The organism is Saccharopolyspora phatthalungensis (assembly GCF_014203395.1).
In the GTDB taxonomy this organism is placed as follows: Bacteria; Actinomycetota; Actinomycetes; order Mycobacteriales; family Pseudonocardiaceae; genus Saccharopolyspora; species Saccharopolyspora phatthalungensis.
Genome location: NZ_JACHIW010000001.1, coordinates 4486320 through 4505620 on the forward strand (window position 1 = coordinate 4486320; position 19301 = coordinate 4505620).

16 protein-coding genes and 2 pseudogenes are annotated in these 19301 nt (G+C 67.9%); 10 read left to right on the forward strand and 8 right to left on the reverse strand.

The features are described from left to right. The first annotated feature begins 288 nt into the window (after positions 1-288). Positions 289-3150, forward strand: coding sequence for an excinuclease ABC subunit UvrA (uvrA, locus tag BJ970_RS20590; protein WP_184727749.1), 2862 nt, complete (start codon positions 289-291; stop codon positions 3148-3150). An 84-nt stretch (positions 3151-3234) separates the two neighbouring features. Here the strand turns inward: uvrA and BJ970_RS20595 are convergent, their stop codons facing one another. Next, on the reverse strand, positions 3235-5685 hold the full coding sequence (locus tag BJ970_RS20595; RefSeq protein WP_184727750.1) for a type 1 periplasmic-binding domain-containing protein: 2451 nt from the start codon (positions 5683-5685) through the stop codon (positions 3235-3237). 245 nt (positions 5686-5930) lie between these two features. Further along, positions 5931-6518 (reverse strand): annotated as a pseudogene (locus tag BJ970_RS20600) (alanine racemase); the annotation flags it as partial. 44 nt (positions 6519-6562) lie between these two features. Between BJ970_RS20600 and BJ970_RS20605 the strand changes: the two are divergent. The 3 genes from BJ970_RS20605 to BJ970_RS20615 all read left to right on the forward strand — a co-directional run bounded on the left by BJ970_RS20605 (position 6563) and on the right by BJ970_RS20615 (position 8945). Beyond that, positions 6563-7354 (forward strand): IclR family transcriptional regulator, encoded by a 792-nt coding sequence (locus BJ970_RS20605; protein WP_184727751.1) that lies wholly within the window; start codon positions 6563-6565, stop codon positions 7352-7354. A gap of 122 nt (positions 7355-7476) precedes the next feature. Next, the gene (locus BJ970_RS20610; protein ID WP_184727752.1) at positions 7477-8136 is read left to right on the forward strand and encodes a DUF1326 domain-containing protein; all 660 of its coding nucleotides are present in this window, start codon (positions 7477-7479) and stop codon (positions 8134-8136) included. Then, positions 8133-8945 carry a DUF2182 domain-containing protein gene (locus BJ970_RS20615; protein ID WP_184727753.1) on the forward strand — a complete coding sequence of 271 codons (813 nt, stop codon included), beginning with the start codon at positions 8133-8135 and terminating at the stop codon, positions 8943-8945. The genes BJ970_RS20610 and BJ970_RS20615 overlap by 4 nt, the downstream gene beginning before the upstream one ends. A 29-nt stretch (positions 8946-8974) precedes the next feature. Here BJ970_RS20615 and BJ970_RS20620 read toward each other — a convergent pair whose 3' ends face one another. Continuing rightward, the gene (locus BJ970_RS20620) at positions 8975-9334 is read right to left on the reverse strand and encodes a DUF1844 domain-containing protein (protein WP_221468129.1); all 360 of its coding nucleotides are present in this window, start codon (positions 9332-9334) and stop codon (positions 8975-8977) included. Positions 9335-9671: 337 nt separating this feature from the next. On the opposite strand from BJ970_RS20620, the gene infC reads away from it, so the two are divergent. From infC to pheT, 6 genes are all read left to right on the forward strand, one after another. Next, the gene (gene infC / locus BJ970_RS20625; RefSeq protein WP_184729251.1) at positions 9672-10211 is read left to right on the forward strand and encodes a translation initiation factor IF-3; all 540 of its coding nucleotides are present in this window, start codon (positions 9672-9674) and stop codon (positions 10209-10211) included. 83 nt (positions 10212-10294) lie between these two features. Next, entirely contained in the window at positions 10295-10489 is a 195-nt protein-coding gene (gene rpmI / locus BJ970_RS20630) for a 50S ribosomal protein L35 (protein ID WP_010313612.1), read from the forward strand. Between the two features lie 101 nt (positions 10490-10590). Further along, the gene (gene rplT / locus BJ970_RS20635) at positions 10591-10959 is read left to right on the forward strand and encodes a 50S ribosomal protein L20 (RefSeq protein WP_184727755.1); all 369 of its coding nucleotides are present in this window, start codon (positions 10591-10593) and stop codon (positions 10957-10959) included. A 47-nt stretch (positions 10960-11006) separates the two neighbouring features. Next, entirely contained in the window at positions 11007-11816 is an 810-nt protein-coding gene (locus BJ970_RS20640; protein ID WP_221467243.1) for a TrmH family RNA methyltransferase, read from the forward strand. Between the two features lie 177 nt (positions 11817-11993). Next, positions 11994-13055, forward strand: coding sequence for a phenylalanine--tRNA ligase subunit alpha (gene pheS, locus BJ970_RS20645; protein WP_184727756.1), 1062 nt, complete (start codon positions 11994-11996; stop codon positions 13053-13055). A 45-nt stretch (positions 13056-13100) separates the two neighbouring features. Then, positions 13101-15593 carry a phenylalanine--tRNA ligase subunit beta gene (gene pheT, locus BJ970_RS20650; RefSeq protein ID WP_184727757.1) on the forward strand — a complete coding sequence of 831 codons (2493 nt, stop codon included), beginning with the start codon at positions 13101-13103 and terminating at the stop codon, positions 15591-15593. Positions 15594-15637: 44 nt separating this feature from the next. Here pheT and fmdA read toward each other — a convergent pair whose 3' ends face one another. From fmdA to BJ970_RS20670, 5 genes and pseudogenes are all read right to left on the reverse strand, one after another. Next, positions 15638-16885, reverse strand: a complete 1248-nt coding sequence (gene fmdA / locus BJ970_RS20655) for a formamidase (protein WP_184727758.1) — start codon at positions 16883-16885, stop codon at positions 15638-15640. A 26-nt stretch (positions 16886-16911) separates the two neighbouring features. After that, positions 16912-17550 carry an AmiS/UreI family transporter gene (locus BJ970_RS20660; protein WP_184727759.1) on the reverse strand — a complete coding sequence of 213 codons (639 nt, stop codon included), beginning with the start codon at positions 17548-17550 and terminating at the stop codon, positions 16912-16914. A 30-nt stretch (positions 17551-17580) separates the two neighbouring features. Next, positions 17581-17715, reverse strand: coding sequence for a hypothetical protein (locus BJ970_RS39545; RefSeq protein ID WP_312864474.1), 135 nt, complete (start codon positions 17713-17715; stop codon positions 17581-17583). An 18-nt stretch (positions 17716-17733) separates the two neighbouring features. After that, positions 17734-17856, reverse strand: a pseudogene (locus BJ970_RS39550) (FmdB family zinc ribbon protein); the annotation flags it as partial. 654 nt (positions 17857-18510) lie between these two features. Then, on the reverse strand, positions 18511-19125 hold the full coding sequence (locus tag BJ970_RS20670) for a GNAT family N-acetyltransferase (protein WP_376775063.1): 615 nt from the start codon (positions 19123-19125) through the stop codon (positions 18511-18513). Between the last annotated feature and the right edge of the window lie 176 nt (positions 19126-19301).

The following is a 19301-nucleotide window of genomic DNA, read 5'->3' on the forward strand; positions in this document are numbered from 1 at the left end:
ACTGGGGTGTTCGCGATCGGTCTGAAGCATCGAGCTTAATTGCGCAGGCGACAGCGACGACAGTGCCCATTCCGGGGGAATTTGCGTATCGTCGGAGGCGTGGCGGTCGACCACCCTGGCTCACACGTGCGAGTGATGGGGTGGTCGTCGCGGGCTGCGCGCCGAACGCGATCCGGGGCTGTCAGAGGCCCCGAATAGCATGGACGGGCGACGTCGCGCACCTGCCGATGCACTACTTGCAGTCGGCGCGCGTCCACGTCAACGCCAGAACTTTTCGAAGGGATCACAGTGGCTGACCGCCTTGTCGTTCGCGGCGCCCGTGAGCACAACCTGCGCGGGATCGACCTCGACCTGCCCCGTGACAGCCTGATCGTGTTCACCGGGCTGTCCGGTTCCGGGAAGTCGAGCCTGGCCTTCGACACCATCTTCGCGGAGGGACAGCGACGCTACGTCGAGTCGTTGTCCGCTTACGCTCGGCAGTTCCTCGGCCAGATGGACAAGCCCGATGTGGATTTCATCGAGGGCCTGTCCCCGGCGGTGTCGATCGACCAGAAGTCCACCAACCGCAACCCGCGGTCGACGGTGGGCACCATCACCGAGGTCTACGACTACCTGCGACTGCTCTTCGCGCGGGCGGGCAAGCCGCACTGCCCGACCTGCGGCGAGCCGATCAGCAAGCAGACCCCGCAGCAGATCGTGGACCAGGTGCTGGAAATGCCCGACCGGGCCAAGTTCCAGGTGCTGGCCCCGGTGGTGCGCGGGCGCAAAGGCGAGTACATCGACCTGTTCGAGCAGTTGCAGTCACAGGGCTACGCGCGCGCCCGCATCGACGGCGTGGTGCACCCGCTGGACGCCCCGCCGAAGCTGAAGAAGCAGGAGAAGCACGACATCGCGGTGGTCGTCGACCGGCTCACCGTGAAGGCCAGCGCGAAACAGCGGCTGACCGATTCGGTGGAGACGGCGCTGCGGCTGGCCGATGGCCTGGTGCTGATCGAGTTCATCGAACTCGATGAGGACGACCCGAACCGGGAGCGCAAGTTTTCCGAAAATCTGGCCTGCCCCAACGGCCACCCGCTGGGCGTGGATGAGCTCGAACCGCGGTCATTCTCGTTCAACTCGCCCTACGGCGCGTGCTCCGAGTGCGTGGGTCTGGGCATCCGCAAGGAGGTCGACCCCGAGCTGGTCGTGCCCGACGAGGATCTGTCGCTGGCCGAAGGCGCGATCGCGCCGTGGGCGGGTGGGCATACCGCGGAGTACTTCACCCGGCTGCTGACCTCGCTGTCGGAGGCCATCGGCTTCCACATGGACACCCCGTGGAAGCGGTTGACCACCAAGGTCAAGAAGGCCGTGCTGCACGGCACCAACGACCAGGTGCACGTCCGGTACAAGAACCGCTACGGGCGGACCCGCTCCTACTACGCCTCCTACGAGGGTGTCATCCCGTTCCTGGAGCGGCGGCTGGAGCAGACCGAGTCCGACTACGCCCGCGAGAAGTACGAGGGCTACATGCGGGACGTGCCGTGCCCCGCATGTGACGGCACTCGGCTCAAGCCCGAGATCCTTGCCGTGACAATGGAGAACGACGAACTCGGCGAGTTGTCCATCGCCGAGGTCAGCGCGCTGAGCGTGTACGAGTGCGCCGAGTTCCTGAACGGGCTGGTGCTCGGCCAACGCGAGCAGATGATCGCCGGGCGGGTGCTCAAGGAAGTGCAGGCGCGGTTGGGCTTCCTGCTCGACGTCGGGCTGGACTACCTGTCGCTGGACCGCGCGGCCGGGACGCTGTCCGGTGGCGAGGCGCAGCGCATCCGGTTGGCCACCCAGATCGGTTCTGGTCTCGTCGGCGTGCTCTACGTGCTGGACGAGCCGTCGATCGGGTTGCACCAGCGGGACAACCACAGGCTGCTGGAAACGCTCAGCCGACTGCGAGATCTGGGCAATACGCTGATCGTCGTCGAGCATGACGAGGACACCGTGCGCAGCGCGGACTGGGTGGTCGACATCGGGCCCGGCGCGGGCGAGCACGGCGGCCAGGTCGTGCACAGCGGCCCCTACAAGGAGCTGTTGGAGAACAAGAAGTCGCTGACCGGGGATTACCTGGCGCGGCGAAAGCAGATTCCGCTGCCCGCGAAGCGGCGGGTGCGCGACCGCAAGCGGCAGCTGACGGTGGTGGGCGCGCGCGAGCACAACCTGCGCAAGATCGACGTGACCTTCCCGCTGGGTTGCCTGGTGGCGGTCACCGGCGTGTCCGGGTCGGGCAAGTCGACGCTGGTCAACGACATCCTTGCCGCCGTGCTGGCGAACAAGCTCAACGGTGCGCGGCAGGTGCCCGGTCGGCACACCCGGGTCAGGGGCCTGGAGCATGTGGACAAGTTGGTGCAGGTCGACCAGTCGCCGATCGGCCGCACCCCGCGGTCCAATCCGGCCACCTACACCGGAGTGTTCGACCACATCCGCAAGCTGTTCGCGGCGACCACCGAGGCCAAGGTGCGTGGCTACCAGCCGGGCCGGTTCTCGTTCAACGTCAAGGGCGGCCGATGCGAGGCGTGCGCGGGCGATGGCACGCTGAAGATCGAGATGAACTTCCTGCCGGACGTGTACGTGCCGTGTGAGGTGTGCAAGGGCGACCGGTACAACCGGGAAACCCTAGAGGTGCACTACAAGGGCAAGACGATCGCCGAGGTCCTCGACATGCCGATCGAGGAGGCCGCGGCGTTCTTCGAGCCGATCAACGCCATCCACCGGCACCTGAAGACGTTGGTGGACGTCGGGTTGGGCTACGTCCGCCTGGGCCAGCCCGCGCCGACGCTCTCCGGTGGCGAGGCGCAGCGCGTGAAGTTGGCCAGCGAGCTGCAGAAGCGGTCCACCGGCAAGACGGTCTACATCCTTGACGAGCCGACCACCGGGTTGCACTTCGAGGACATCCGCAAGCTGCTCGGCGTGATCAACGGCCTAGTGGACAAGGGCAATACGGTGATCGTGATCGAGCACAACCTGGACGTCATCAAGACGGCGGACTGGGTGCTGGACATGGGTCCGGAGGGCGGCTCCGCCGGCGGCATGCTGGTCGCGGAGGGCACGCCGGAGGACCTTACCGAGATCGACGAGAGCCACACCGGACGCTTCCTCGCCCCGGTGCTGGCCGAGGACTGAGGCCGCGTCCCCGCCGTAATTTCCCGAATTTTAGGCAAAATCGGAGAACGTAGCAGTCGGCGCGCGCCAGGACGTCCCGAGATCTCACGGCGGACAGGGCCCGGTTTGCAGCGGGGTGTTCCCGCAGTGCATCACGACCCAGGGCTTGTTCGTCTCGTCCCGAGGTGCCTCCGGCCTGTCCTGGCCGTCGCCGACGATGCGCATCACCGAGATGGCCTTGCGCACCGGAACTTGCCCGGATGGTGTGCCGAAATCGATGGGGCCGCTGATCGCGCGGATCCCGTCACGGTTTTCGCTGAGCCGGGCGATCCCGTACCAGACCGCTTGGCCGTTCAGCGGCGTGGCCCCGATGTCGTCCTGCCCGTCGGTGACCTTCCGCACCGCCTGCCGGACGAGGTCAACGGCGTCGAAGGCGAGCATCGCCCGACCCGTCAGGCCGTCGGTGCCTTCTTGCACGCGCAGCCCGGTGAAGTCGATGTAGTCGAGCTGGACGCCGCGCGGCAGTTGCCGGTCGAGCAGGAACTTAGTGGTGTCGTCGCTGGCCATCAAACGCGGGCGGTCGTTGACATCGACGCACTGGTCCTGCATCGCGCTCAGGTAGTTGCCGAACTGGTCGGCCCTTCCGGCGAAAAACGCCAGCGAATCCGGACTGCACCGCACGGAATCCGCGGGAATGGAGTGCTGTGAGTCCTCCAGCTCGGCCATATCCCCCAGCTGTGCCTTGATGTCCAGGGCCAGGTTGTTGCTGTAGATGTCGTTCTCGTTGTAGTAGACCGTGACGTTCCGGCTTCCGAGGTTCCGCACGTGCTGCGCGACGACCTGGGCCTCCCATTGGTTCGTCGGACCCACCTGGTGGTAGAGCCTGCTCAGCTTGGGAAATTCATCGGCCGAGGTCACGGTGCCCACCGTGGTCAGCCCGTGGCGTCCCAGGGTGCTGATGGCCCGCGCGGTCCCCGCCCAACTGCCGCCCAGCCCGACTACGCCCACCACCGGGGCATCCGACGGTCGCGCGGCGAATTCGACGATGCGATCGGCGACTTCGCTGGCCTGCCGCATCGACGCGCCACCGTTGGCGAGCACGACCCGGATCGCCACGCCGCCGTCCCGCCGCGCCTTGGCCTGGGCCTGCGCCAGCCCCTCCAATTCCGCCGCGACCCCGTCCAGCGTCGACGAGTCGGGATCCCTACCGGTGAGGGTGCTGAAGTAGACGATCGTGACGTAGGGCAAGTTCCGTTCCAGCCGGTGCTTGCCCTCGGCCAGCGCGTTTTCCCGGTCGATCTCGTCCTGCGCGTCGATGAGCCGATCGCGCAAGCTCGTTTCCGAGATGTCGCTGGAGAAGCGGTACGCCGAGTCGGCTATCCCGACACATTCGTCGTCGGCCGACCAGAGATCGACATTGGTCCACGGCCACCAGCTCCGGCCGCAGTGGTGGTGGTATTGCTGAAGGTAACCGGCGCTGCCACCGAGGAGCAGCAGGAACATCAGCAGGGCGGGAACGCGCCGCAGCAGTTTGGAGCGCTTCAAGGTCAGACTCGTCTGCCCCAGCAAAACCCATGGTTCGTCGTCCACCGCGGGCGGCTCATCGGCCACCCTAAGCATCACGTACCAGGCGGTGTTGGACCGCTTGCGCCGTGCTTCTTGCAGTTTTTCGGGCCAGGTTTCGAGGGTTGCCGGCGCGCTGGGCGTCTCGCTATCCTGCAGCGGCTCCGAGCCGCTACCGATCACCAGCAGCGGATCCGGGGCACCGGTCTCATTTCGCACCTCGTTGAGCAGCCGGATCAGCACCTTGCCGACGGTCGCGTCGCCCAGATTGCGCAGCAGTAGCACCGGATAGCAGTCCTTGGGCACCCACTGCCAGCGCCACAACCTCCTGGTGTAGGACTCCGCTAGATCGGTCAGGAACGCGTGCACCAGGAGTTTCCGCACCTGTTCGGCGTTTTCCCAGCGCGATGGCGTGGTGATCAGGCGTCGCGCGAAGCTGGGGAAATCCGCCGATTCGCGAGGGGACAGGTAGTGCTGCCGCATGAACCAGCGGGCGACGCGGCCCCGGCGTACCCACCACGCGTAGTAGAGCGGGAAGAACGCCAGCGACAGCACGAAGAGGTACCAGGGCAGGCTCTGGGCGGCCGATTCCCAGATCGCGGCCTCGTGCTGCGACTGCTCCTTGGCCCGTCTGGGCCGGCGGCTGCTGAGGTATTCCCGCAGCAGTTGCCGGGTGTCCGAATGGGGGGCGTGGGTCAGGTTGGTCGGCGGCACGTTCTTCTTCAGCAGCCAGCTCAGCAGCGCGTACCGGCGGAAGCGCAATCGACCGATTCGCGGCCAGGCGTCGGCGTCGCGCAGCCTCAACGCCGCGTTGTCCAGGAGCTTGCGGATCTGCACGGACCGCTGCCGTTGGTTTTCGGCGGGTGTGCCGCCCACGTCCAGCGCCACGTGCGGCACGACGGTGCCGAGGTGACCGGAGAGCTGATCGATGAGCGCGTCGGCGTCGTTCTCGCGCAGCAGGTGAATGATCGGCTGATCCGGGATCTTTTCCACGCGGCGTCGTCGGATCCACCGTCGGCCGAGGCGCGATGGAAGCTGCGAGACCGGAATTCCCTGGCCCACCGATGCTTCCGTCATCCTTACCCCCGGTTATCGACTGATCATTCAACGCGACGTTACCTGTCGAGGAGCGGAATCCGCACGGAATTCAAGGGGGGCCGCTATGTAACTGCCGCTCGTTCGAAGGCGCTTGCGTCGTGCGGGTCGACCTAGAAGAACGTGCGCACCAAGTCGATCAAGTAGAAGCCATCGTCGTGGAGCAGGTATCCGCCACTGCGCAGCACCGGCACGACCGGGAGCCCGGTGGGCCACGGTTCGGTGAACGCTTCGGCGACCTGATCGAAGTACGCGCTGCCGCCGCACGTGACGAGCACTTCGTCCAGCCCGGAGAAATGGCCCGACTCGGCCAATTCCGCGACGAGCTTGCGCAACCGCCGCAGGTATCCGTCCACAGCGGAAAGAGCCTGCTCGCTGACGTCGTGCGCCACCGCGCCCTCGTATCCGCCGACCCCGACCAGCCGCAGCATCGGGTTTCGGAGCACGGCGTCGGCGACCTCGCTTGCCTCGGCGAGCGTTCGGGCTCCGGTTCGGGCGCCGTCGTTAGCGAGCTCGACCAGCACGTCGACCGGACGGGACGCGCCGTGCCGGGCCAATGCCTCGGCCATCAGGTGCGCCCCGCGCACCGAGTCCACGAAGCAGCCGAACCAGAACTCGGGGTCGGCATTGAGCTCGTCGGCCAGCCACGCCAGGCCGTTGGGGTCCAGCAGCTGGTTGGCGAGCAAGATCCGGTCGACCCCGAACGCGCGGTACACCCGCAGTTGACTAGCTACGTACCATCAGCGACGCGGCGCGTCAACGGACGGAGTGGTCGGTGAGCCAGAGCTTGGAACGCGGTCTGACCTTGCTGACCGCGCTGGCCAGCGGGCCGCAAGCACTCGACCAGCTCGCCCAACGCCTGGGCGTGCACAAATCCACTGCCATGCGACTGTTGCGCACGCTCGAAGCGGGCCGCTTCGTGCGTCGCGAGGACGTGCACCACTACCGCCTCGGCAGCACCCTGTTCGACCTGGCCCACCGAGCACTGGAGGACCTGGACGTGCGCGGCGTGGCCCGGCCGTACCTGGTCGAACTGGGGGAGACCGGCGGCCACACGGTGCACCTGGCGACCCTCGACGACGATCAGGTCGTCTACATCGACAAGGTCGACAGCAAGCACCCGGTGCGGATGTACTCCCGGATCGGCCGCCGCGCGCCGGTGCATTGCACGGCCGTGGGCAAGGCGCTGGTGGCCGAATGGCCGGTGCATAAGCGTCGCCGATTCGCCGGACAGCTCAACTACCCGAGGTTCACCGCCGGCACGATCGACTCGGCCGAGCGGTTCCTGGCCGAGTTGGACCGGGTGCGGGCCCAGGGCTACGCGGTCGACCGCGGCGAGCACGAGGATTTCATCCACTGCGTCGGAGCACCGATCCACAACCATCGCGGCGAAGTCGTCGCGGCCGTGTCGCTTTCGGTGCCCAAGGTAGTGCTGGACTTTGACGGACTGCTCGGTCTTCTCGATGACGTGCTGCGCGCCGCCGGCAAGGTTTCCGCCGAACTCGGCTGGCGGCGGGGCGATGTCAATGGAACTCAACCTGCCGATTTTGCATTGAAGTCGCCATAGCACCGGACGGGGCAGGCTGGCGCTTGTGCGTGGTCGTGCGGGGCCTTTCGGCCGTGCCGACCGGGACGCGAAGCGCGGATTCTGGCATCGAAGTCCGTTTCGATGCGCTTTCGGGGGCTGATATGGGTGTGCCCGGTGTTCCGCAATGGCATCTGACGGGCACCTGGTTCGACGCCTGCAAGTGCGCAATCCCGTGTCCGTGCTCCTTCGCGCAGCCGCCCACCTACGGCGACTGCGACGGCGTCCTGTTGTGGCACATCCGGACCGGCAATTACGGCGACACCAAGCTCGACCGCCTCAACGTGGCGATGCTGGCCTCCTTCACCGGCAACCTCTGGACCGGCGAGCACCGCGATCCGCGCGCCGCGGTGTTCTTGGATGAACGCGCCGACGAAGCGCAGCGCGACGCGCTGCAGATGATCTTCGGCGGCAGGGCCGGTGGCTGGCCGCAGCAACTCGGCGAGATCTTCGGGCCGGAGATCGTGGGCATGGAGACCAGCCCGATCGAGGCCACCATCGCCGACGACCTGGCCACCTGGAGCGTCTGGATTCCCGGCTACGCGGAAGCGACCGTCGAAGCGCTCACTGGTCCCACGGCCGCCAAGGACACCCGCGTCCAAGTGCACAACTTGCCCGGCGCGGAGGTCGGCCCCGGCCAGCCGCCGGCGACCTGGGGGCGAGCGACCCTCGACCGGGCCAACGGGTTCGGCTTCCGCTGGGAACGTGTCGGCAACTCCAGCAAGCTCATCCCGTTCGACTGGACCGGGCCGGACACCGCATGACTCACACCGCCGCGCAGCGCGGCATTCCACCCCTCCGCACGTGGTCGCGGGTGGAGTTCGCACTGGCCGGCGCGCTACTCGTGCTCGCCGCGCTGGCCTGGCTGGGCACCGGACTCGCGGCGATGCCCGGCATGACCACCGGCATCCTCACTGGCATTTCCGGCACTGCGGGCATGGCGGGAATGCCGGGCGAGTCGCTGTCGATCGCCGCGTTCCTGCTGGTCTGGCTCGTGATGATGGCGGCGATGATGCTGCCTGGCATCACGCCGTTCACCGTCGGCATGCGTCGGCTGGTGCGGGTGCGCCACGCCCGACGCGGCACCGTGGCCGCCCTGACCACCGGCTACCTGGTCGTCTGGGCCGCCACCGGGGTGCTCGCGTACCAGGTTCTGCGGGCGTTCGATGCGGTCGCCATGACCGGCGGAACCGTCCCCGTCCGGGTCGGTGCCGGCGTGCTCATCGGCGCGGGCCTGTACCAGTTCACCCCGCTGAAGCACTGGTGCGTGGTGCACTGCCGATCACCATTGGCCGTGCTCATGCGGCACGGCGATACCGTGGTCCGCAGCCGCACCGGAGCGCTGTGGGTCGGCGTGCACCACGGCGGCTACTGCTTCGGCTGCTGCTGGGCACTGACGGTCGTGCTGATCGCCGCCGGCGCGATGAATCTGGTGTGGATGGCCGCGCTGGCGGCGCTGACCACGCTGGAAAAGGCGGCGCCGCGCGGTCAGGTGATCGGCCTCGTGCTGGGGGCAGTGCTGGTCGGCCTCGGTATCTTCCTGCTCCTCGCACCCGGCACGGTGGCGGCCTGAACCGCTCTTGCCGCGCGGACTGGCCCGAGTCAGTAAACCGGGCCGGTGTACTTCTCACCCGGACCCTGACCAGGGGCATCCGGATGGGTCGAGGCTTCGCGGAACGCGCGTTGCAGCGTCTGCAGGCCGTCGCGAACCGGGCCCGCGTGCGGCCCGAGGTATTCGACCGAGGCGGTGACCAACCCGGCCAGCGCGGTGATCAGCCGGCGCGCCTCGTCCAGGTCGCGCTCCGCGGCGGTGTCGGGATCCTCGGCGGCTAGCCCGAGCTTCTCCGCTGCCGCGGACATCAGCATGACCGCAGCTCGGCTGATGACCTCGACGCTGGGAACATCGGCGAGTTCGCGGACGTTGAAATGAATGTCCGCGTCGTGTGCCGGCTCACCCGGCAGGTCGGACGCGCCGGTCGGGGACGGGGTTGGCTGCGGTTCGGTCACGCCTGCTACCCTGACACGCACGACCAGCCCCTGCGCAGGCGGGGGCGGCAAAGTGGAGTCCCGCTCCCACCCGAGTAGCCGCCACAGGCTTCCGGGTTCCGGTCCTGCTGGCGGTTGTATCTGTTGGTGCGATCCGCCGGTGGTGCGAACGGTATTGAGGTACCGGTTCGATCGGTTTGGAGTCAGGGTCCCGCGGTCCGCGCAAGCGGAATCCAGCGGGACCTGTGCATTCCGGGGTGAGCTCTACGCGCCGCGGTGCAGTTAACTACAGCCATCGAACCGAGGAGGGCCCATCAGCTCCGAGACGCGCATCAATGACCGCATCCGGGTTCCGGAGGTCCGGTTGGTCGGACCGAACGGGGAACAGGTCGGGATCGTCCGCATCGAGGACGCGCTACGGCTTGCCCAGGAAGCGGATCTGGACCTTGTCGAGGTCGCCCCGCAGGCGCGCCCGCCGGTCTGCAAGCTCATGGACTACGGCAAGTTCAAGTACGAGAGCGCGCAGAAGGCTCGCGAATCGCGTCGCAACCAGCAGCAGACCGTCATCAAGGAGCAGAAGCTCCGGCCGAAGATCGACCCGCACGACTACGAGACGAAGAAGGGCCACGTGTCCCGCTTCCTCAACCAGGGTCACAAGGTCAAGGTGACGATCATGTTCCGTGGTCGTGAGCAGTCGCGTCCCGAGTTGGGCTTCCGCCTGCTGCAGCGACTGGCCGATGACGTCTCCGACCTCGGGTTCATCGAGGCGAACCCGAAGCAGGACGGTCGGAACATGATCATGGTGCTTGCGCCGCACAAGTCGAACAAGACCAAGCCCAAGGCGAACGCGTAAGTCCGCAGGGCTCGTGATGTGACGCCGGGCCGGGACGCAGTCCGCGCCCCCGCCCGGCATCAGTACGAAACGAGGACGAGAAGATGCCGAAGAACAAGACCCACAAGGGCACCTCGAAGCGCTTCAAGGTGACCGGCACGGGCAAGCTGCGGCGCGAGCAGGCCGGTCGTCGGCACATCCTGGAGAAGAAGTCCAGCCGCGTCACCCGCCGCCTCGAAGGCACCGAAGCGGTGGCCAAGGCCGACGTCAAGCGCATCAACCGACTGCTGGGTCGCTGATACCCGGGCCTCGCTGCACCCGAAGCAGCAGGCCGGTAACGCAGTTCCAGCCACCCACACGGGCGGTCTCCCGCCCCCGATGAGATAACAGGACGGACCCCGTGGCACGCGTCAAGCGGGCAGTCAACGCCCAGAAGAAGCGCCGCACCATTCTCGAGTCGGCCCGCGGCTACCGCGGTCAGCGCTCCCGGCTGTACCGCAAGGCCAAGGAGCAGATGCTCCACTCGATGACCTACGCCTACCGCGACCGGCGGGCCCGCAAGGGTGACTTCCGGAAGCTGTGGATCACCCGTATCAACGCCGCGACCCGGCAGCACGGACTGACCTACAACCGCTTCGTGCAGGGCCTGAAGGCCGCCGAGGTCGAGGTCGACCGGAAGATCCTGGCCGAGCTCGCCGTCAACGACCCGCAGGCGTTCGCCGCGCTGGTCGAGGTGGCGCGCAAGAACCTGCCGGAGAGTGTGGCCTGAGCACCGAAGGCCCCGCTACCACACCGCGACCCGGGACGACGGCTCCGTTGACGGAGCGATCGTCCCGGGTCGCGGTCGCTCGCAAGCTCACTCGGCGCGCCGGCCGGGAGAAGGCCGGGGCGTTTCTCGCCGAAGGCGCCCAAGCGGTCGGCGAGGCGCTGACCGCGCACGCCGACGGGGTGCTGCGGGTGCGCGATGTCTTCGCCACCGAGCAGCCGCGCCACGCCGAGTTCCTGGACCGGGCCCGCGCCGTGTCGGTGCCGGTGCACCTGGTGACCGAGCGGGCCGCGGCGTCGCTGTCGGAGACGGTGACCCCGCAGGGCCTGATCGCGGTCTGCGACCTGCCGGACACCGAGCTGTCCGCCGCGCTGGCCGAGCGCCCCGCGCTGGTCGTCGTGCTGGTCGGCGTGGCCGACCCGGGCAACGCCGGAACGGTGGTCCGGGTCGCCGACGCGGCCGGTGCCGGTGCGGTGCTGTTCGCCGGGGACACAGTGGACGCCTACAACGGCAAGGCCGTGCGGGCCTCCACCGGCAGCCTCTTCCACCTGCCCATCGCGCGCGATCGCGATGTCTCCGCCGTGCTCGCCGCCTGCCGTGCGGCCGGGCTCCGGCTGGTCGGCGCCGACGGCTACGCCACCGGCGACCTGGACACGGCCGATCGGGCCGGCGAACTTGCCCAACCAACGGCCTGGGTGTTCGGCAGCGAAGCCCACGGCCTACCGGATCTGGTGAAATCCGAGTTGGACAGCACGCTCCGGGTGCCGCTTTACGGGCGCGCCGAAAGCCTCAACCTCGCCACCGCCGCGGCGGTCTGCCTCTACGCCTCGGCCCGTGCCCAGCGCCGCCGAGAGGCATAGGCGCCCGGGCCGCGGAACGGATCTCCACGAAATCGCGTTGGAACCGTCGCATAGACTCTAGGGGCTAGCTTGCGGCTTGAGTCGTATGCCAACGAGCAGGTTCACCGCCCCCGGGCTTACCGAGCCCGGGAATCGGGTACTGATGCCTGTGGGATCAACGGGAGTCACGCACTAACGATGTCTGGAGCCAACGACCCGTACGACCCGAAAGAGGTCGCTGCGCTGTCGCCGGAGACGCTGGACCGCGCGGTGGTCGAGGCCAGCAAAGCCTTCGCCGCGGCCACCGACCTCGATGCGCTGGCCGCCGTCAAGCCGGCGCACCTCGGTGACCGCTCGCCGCTGCTGACCGCGCGCCGGGAGATCGGCGCCCTGCCGCCGAAGGCGCGCTCGGAAGCGGGCAAGCGCGTCAACCAGGCCCGCGAGTCGATCCAGAGCGCCTTCGACGAGCGCCGCGCCGCACTGCAGGCCGAGCGAGACGAGCGGGTGCTGCGCGAAGAGACCGTCGACGTGACGCTGCCTTGGGACCGCACGCCGACCGGCGCACGGCACCCGATCACGCAGCTCGCCGAGCAGGTCGAGGACACCTTCGTGGCGATGGGCTGGGAGGTCGCCGAGGGCCCCGAGCTGGAGACCGAGTGGTTCAACTTCGACGCGTTGAACTTCGGCAAGGACCACCCGGCGCGCACCATGCAGGACACCTTCTACGTGGCGCCGGAGAACTCTGGGCTGGTGCTGCGCACGCACACCTCGCCGTCGCAGGTCCGCACGCTGCTGGAGCGCGACCTGCCGGTGTACGTGGTGTGCCCCGGCCGCACCTTCCGCACCGATGAGCTAGACGCCACCCACACCCCGGTGTTCTCCCAGGTCGAGGGCCTGGCGGTGGACAAGGGCCTGACCATGGCGCACCTCAAGGGCACCCTGGACGCGTTCGCGCGGGCGATGTTCGGCCCGGACTCCGAGACCCGGTTGCGGCCCTCGTTCTTCCCGTTCACCGAGCCATCGGCGGAGATGGACGTGTGGTTCCCGGAGAAGAAGGGCGGTGCCGGCTGGGTCGAGTGGGGCGGCTGCGGCATGGTCAACCCGAACGTGCTGCGTGCCTGTGGCGTCGACCCCGACGTCTACACCGGCTTCGCCTTCGGCATGGGGCTGGAGCGCACGCTGCAGTTCCGCAACGGCATCCCGGACATGCGCGACATCGTCGAGGGCGACGTCCGGTTCACCCAGCCGTTCGGCATCTGATGCCCACGGACACCACCTACCTGAACGAGAGAAGGGCCTGACCAAGTGCGGATTCCGGTTTCCTGGTTGGCCGAGCACCTTGAGCTGCCCGAGGAGACGACCGCGGAGACGCTGGCCGACGCGTTCGTCCGGATCGGGTTGGAGGTCGAGGAGGTCACCCACCTGACACAGGTGCGCGGGCCGCTCGTGGCCGGTCGTGTCGTCGAGATCGAGGAACTCACCGAGTTCAAGAAGCCGATCCGGCACTGCCAGGTCGAGGTCGGCAAGGCCGAGTCCGGCGAGCAGCGCGTACAGAACATCATCTGTGGGGCCAGCAACTTCCAGGAGGGCGACCTGGTCGTGGTCGCGCTGCCCGGCGCGGTGCTGCCCGGCGACTTCGAGATCACCGCCCGCAAGACCTACGGCAAGGTCAGCGAGGGCATGATCTGCTCGGCCAAGGAGCTGGGCATCGGCGAGGACCACGACGGGATCCTGGTGCTGCCGTCCGGCTCGGCCGACCCCGGCGACGACGCTGTCGCGCTGGTGGGCCTGGACGACTCGATCATCGAGCTGGCCATCACCCCGGACCGGGGCTACTGCTTCTCGGTGCGCGGCCTGGCCCGCGAGCTGTCCAACGCGCTGGACGTGCCCTTCGGTGACCCGGGCACCCGGCCGGTCCCGGCCGACGCCCGGCCTTCCCGCAAGGTGGAGCTGCGCGACGCGAGCGCCTGCCAGCGGTTCGTGCTTCGGCGAGTGACCGGCGTCGACCCGACCGCACCGAGCCCGTGGTGGATGCGCCGCCGCTTGGCACTGGCCGGGATCCGCTCCATCTCGCTGGCCGTGGACGTCACGAACTACGTGATGCTCGAACTCGGCCAGCCGCTACACGCCTTCGACACCGCGAAGCTGACCGGTGACCTGGTGGTGCGCCGCGCCGAGTCGGGCGAGAAGCTGACCACATTGGACGGCCTGAGCCGCGAGCTGGACCCCGACGACATCGTGATCTGCGACGACACCGGCCCGGTGTCGTTGGCCGGGGTGATGGGCGGCGAATCCACCGAGATCAGCCATCACACGCATGACGTGCTGCTGGAGGCCGCGAACTGGGATCCGGCCAGCATCGCCCGCACCATCCGCCGGCACAAGCTGCCCAGCGAGGCGGGCAAGCGGTTCGAGCGGTCGGTGGACCCGGCGGTCGCCGCGGTGGCCACCGAGCTGGCCGCGCAGCTGCTGGTGCGCTACGGCGACGGCACCATTGCGCCGGGCCGCACCGATGTGGGTGAGCCCAAGCAGCCCGAGCCGGTGACCATGCCGTTGGCGTTGCCGGACAGGATCGCCGGGGTGTCCTACGAGCGTGGCGTGACCGCGCGGCGGCTGGGTCAGATCGGCTGCCGCGTCGAGGTCAGCACCTCCGACGAGGGCGTCGGCCTGGTCACGGCGACCCCGCCGACCTGGCGGCCCGACCTGAAGCAGCCGTTCGACCTGGTGGAGGAAGTGCTGCGCCTGGAGGGGTACCACACGATCCCCTCGGTGCTGCCCGCCGCGCCGCCCGGGCGCGGACTCAGCGATGTGCAGCGCCGCGAGCGCGCGGTCTCCCGCGCGCTGGCCGGTAGCGGCTACGTCGAGGTGCTGCCTTTCCCGTTCGTCGGCGAGGCGATGCTGGACGCTTTCGGGCTCGCCGAGGACGACCCGCGGCGGCGCACCATGTCGGTGCTCAACGCGCTGGAGAGCGACCGGTCGCTGCTGACCACGACGCTGCTGACGGGACTGGCCGAAGCCATGCAGCGCAACGTTTCCCGGGGCCAGCGCGACCTCGCCCTGTTCCACATCGGACAGGTCGTGCAGCCTGCGGAGAACCAGCCCGGGGTGCCGAAGGTCGGCGTCGCCGCGCGACCCAGCGACGACGAGATCGCCGCGCTGCACGCCGCGCTGCCTGCGCAGCCGACGCACGTCGCCGTGATGCTGGGCGGCCAGCGCGAGCAGGTCGGCTGGTGGGGCAAGGGCCGCGAGGCGAGCTGGGCGGACGCGGTGCAGGCCGCGCGCGTGGTGGCCTCGGCAGCCGGGGTGGAGCTGACCGTGCGCGCGGGCGAGCTCGCGCCGTGGCACCCGGGCCGATGCGCGCAGCTGACGGCCGGCGACACCGTCGTCGGTTACGCCGGTGAGCTGCACCCGAAGGTCGTCGAAGCGTTGGGCCTGCCGAAGCGGACCTGCGCGATGGAGCTCGACCTGGACGCTCTGCCGCTGGCCGACCGCCGTCCGGCGCCGCAGATTTCGGCCTATCCGCCGGTGCTGATGGACATCGCGCTGGTGGTGGACGAGGGCGTGGCCGCGGCCGACGTGATCGACGCGGTCCGGGCCGGCGGCGGTGAGCTGCTGGAAGACGTGCGGCTATTCGACGTCTACGCGGGCGAGCAGCTCGGCGAGGGCAAGAAGTCGCTAGCCCTGGCGCTGCGCTTCCGCGCCTCGGACCGGACGCTCAAGCAAGAGGAGGCCACCGAGGCCCGCGACGCAGCCGTTCAGGCCGCCACCGATCGCCTCGGCGCGACCCTAAGGGCGTGATTTCGTGACGAACGGCCCCGCCTGAGGCGGGGCCGTTTGGTTTATCAGGACGTGACGGCGCATTGCCCTCTGTCGGTGCGAGTCGGCCCGGCCGCGGTGGGGCGGACATCGAAGTCGAAGATCGCCGCTGGCACGTAGAGCGTGCAGCAAGCGTTGGGGATGTCGACGATCCCGCTGATCCGTCCCTCGATGGGTGCCGATCCGAGCAGCAGGTACGCCTGTTCGCCGGTGTAGCCCCACTTCTTGAGGTACTCGACTCCGTTGAGGCAGGCTCGGCGGTAGGCCACCGTGGCGTCCATGTAGTGGTTCGTGTCCGTGTCGTGGTCCACCGAAATCCCCGAGAAGGACAGGAACTCGGAGTACCGCGGCTCGACGTTGCCAGGCATGAACAGCGGGTTGGTGGTCACGCCGTACTTCTCCATGCCGTCCTTGATCAGGTCGACGTGCAGGTCGATGAAGCCGCCCATTTCGATCGCACCGCAGAAGGTGATCTCACCGTCGCCCTGGCTGAAGTGCAGATCGCCCATGGACAGCTTCGCGTCGTTGACGAAGACCGGGAAGAAGACGCGAGACCCGCGGGTGAAGTTCTTGATGTCCTGGTTGCCTCCGTTCTCCCGGGCCGGGACGGTCCGGGCGCCCTCATTGGCGATTCGTTCCGCATCGCTGCCGTCGGCTTGGCCCGCCAGCGCGCCGTCCGCGGTCGGCGGCAATCCCAGCGGGGGCACCCGGTTCGGATCGGTGTCGATGAGCGCTTGTTCCCGCCGGTTCCACTTGGCCAGCAGATCGGCCGAGGGAGCGGTGCCGATCAGGCCGGGGTGGGTGATGCCGGTGTAGCGAATTCCGGGCAGGTGCCGAGAGGTGCACTGCTGTCCGTGGAAGTCCCAGATCGCCTTGTAGGCGTCCGGGAAGTAGTCGGTCAGGAACCCGCCGCCGTTCGCCTTGGCGAACACGCCGGTGTAGCCCCAACCCTGTCCCGGAGCGTCACCAACCTGCTGCGGTACCGGGCCGAGTTCGAGGAGGTCGACGACCAGGAGGTCGCCGGGTTCCGCGCCCTCGACGCCGATGGGGCCGCTGAGCATGTGGGTGAGGTTCAGGTTGACATCCCGTACGTCGTTGGCCGAGTCGTTGTTGCCGAGTTGCGCGTCGGTCCATTCCCGGCACTCGATGCGGAATTCCTGGCCGGGCCGGACCATGGCGGCCAGCGGGACGTCCGGGTGCCACCGGTTGTGCCCGGGCACCGCCTGCTCGCGCATCGACTTCGACTGATCAACGCTGAAGACCACTTCTGGCATGAGAAACCTCCTCGCGGATGTGCAGGTCAGCGGGGTGTGGGCATCGCCCGGAAGCCCCACCGAAAGCCCCGAACCGACCACACGCCGGTGGTGATCAGCCACAGCGCGACGAACACGACGACGCCGAAGATGACTAGCCCCAAGGTGATGGAGTCCGGGTTCTGCCAGTAACCGGTAAGGATCAAGAACGACGGGATCGCGCCGGTGACCCAGCCCTCGATCGCGGCAACCCAGCCGGTGTAGCGAGTAAGCCTTTCCATTTTGAGGCCGAGCAGCAGGAAGAACAGCAACCACAGGAACGACCAGTACAGCCAGATCACACCGAACGGGCTGTCGCCCAGTAGGCGGAAGTTCGCGAACGAATAGCCGATCGCCATGATGGCGACGAACAACGAGAACCAGCCGACACCGCTGCTGTCAAGGTCACCGAGCAGTCCGATTCCGACGTAGAGATAGGTGAAACCGAATAGGTAGATACCTGATGCGCTGAGAAGCGTGGTGGGATCCGAGAGGTTCGCCACGATCAGGACCGTCGGCGTGATCACCTGGAGCGCCCCTACGAAGATGTTGAACACGGCGATCGCTTTCGGATCAGCTTTGCCCAACAACATCACGCCGTTGAGGAACAGTACGGCGCCGACGTACAGCAATCCCACATATGCCACCGATGACACCTCCGATGGTGTCCGCGTCTGTTAGAGGCGTGGGAGCCGGGACAGTGCTGGGTGCGGCTTACGCGTCGGCTGCCTTCTCGGCACGCCCGTGACGACCTCGGGTTCCTCGCGGCTTCGCTCCTCGCGGGCAAGCGCCGCGCCAAGCTGCTTGGACACGGTGGTGAGGTGAGGCGCCGAGAAAATCCTGCGGGCGGGTCGTTCGCATTCCGGACAGGGGTACGCATCAAGTGCGCTTCCCATCGGCTGATGTGTCTCGAAGCGGCCGCAGTGCGGGCAGTCATACTCGTATGTCGCCATGGGCTCTTCCCCGGAGACTTGATGAAGCGTAGATCTCGTTCTTCAGCCGCCGACGGGCCGTCGACGACCCTAATCCGAGGAGACGCCGGGGCCTCTGCGTTGTCTAGGGGAGGAAGGCCCACCGAGGCGAAGCGCTATCAGCAAGCGCGATCTTCCAGCGTGATTCGGCGGGCCATCGCCCGGCGGAAGCGAGCCGCCCACATGGTTGACTGCGAGTGCATACTTCGCTAATAATTTCCACTCATAAGTGTGAACGCTTGTCGGATGTGGTCACCGCACGCGACTCCGACATGATCAGAGTGGGTGGCTGCCCGTGCGTCTCCGACACGACTCCTTCGGTCACGTAATCCTGACCGCATGGATGTGCCCTGACTGCGACGTCGCCGGACGAACCGCACCCGAGAGCGAGCCGGAGTGCTGGAACTGCGGGGGACAGGTCGTGGTCACCGCGCGGCCTACGGTACCCGCGGGTGCCGTCAACGCCGCCGGTTCGTCGCCCACCATCTGAACACGCGCCACCGCCGATTGCGCCGGCGGAGGTGACTTCAACGCCGGTGAAGCAGCCCGGCGAGGACATGCAGTCCCCTCGAAGCCCTCGTACGAGCCTCGGACCCTCCGGATCACATCAGCCGAGGGAATGCGGGCGGGTGTTCCTCAGGGGCGCTGCCGCGCGAGGGCGCGGGCCGGGCTGCGGGCGGCGAACTCGGCGGCCGTGATGCTCATCAGGACCAGGTACTGGGCCCCGACACACAGGAACTCCGGGTCGCGTAGGCGGCCTTCCTCGCGGAAGCCGAGTTTGCCATGCAGCGAAAGGGAAGCGAGGTTGCCGCCGTAGATCCCGACCTCGCACTTGCCGTAGCGGCGCTGCCCGAACATGTACGTGAGCAGCACGCTTATCGCGTCGTCGGCATAGCCGAGGCGGCGGTACTGCGGGCCGATCCCGATGCCGTAGCTGAACCGGCCGGAACCAGGTTCGGCCTGGCTGGTGCACATCGAGCCGACCAGGGTGCGGCCGTGCAGTGTCTCGATCGCGAGTTGGCGGTCGTCGCCGGAATCCGGGTGATTCGCCCGATGCGCCCCCCAATGCCGGTATCCGTCGACCTGTGGGGAGTGGCCGCGCGCCGATTCCCGGTCGAACCGGATCAGGGTGCGCCGATCGGCGGGCTCGATCTGCCGTAACCGCACTCGCCGCCCCACCGCATTCGACGTCATGATCGACATCGAATCACGGCGGGCCATCAGGTCTGGGCGCGGCGGGGTCATCGTCATCGGCAACGATGATGCCGCGCCACCCAGATCGATCTCACAGGGGGGTGCGCTTGCACCGGCCCGGCGGCGGCCGAGTCGATTTCACCGTGCTTGAAGATGTTTCGACTTCGTTGCGGGGATTCGGTGTGTTGACGGCCCATTTGGGGCGTTCGTCCACGCGGAGGTCGAGGAGTGCT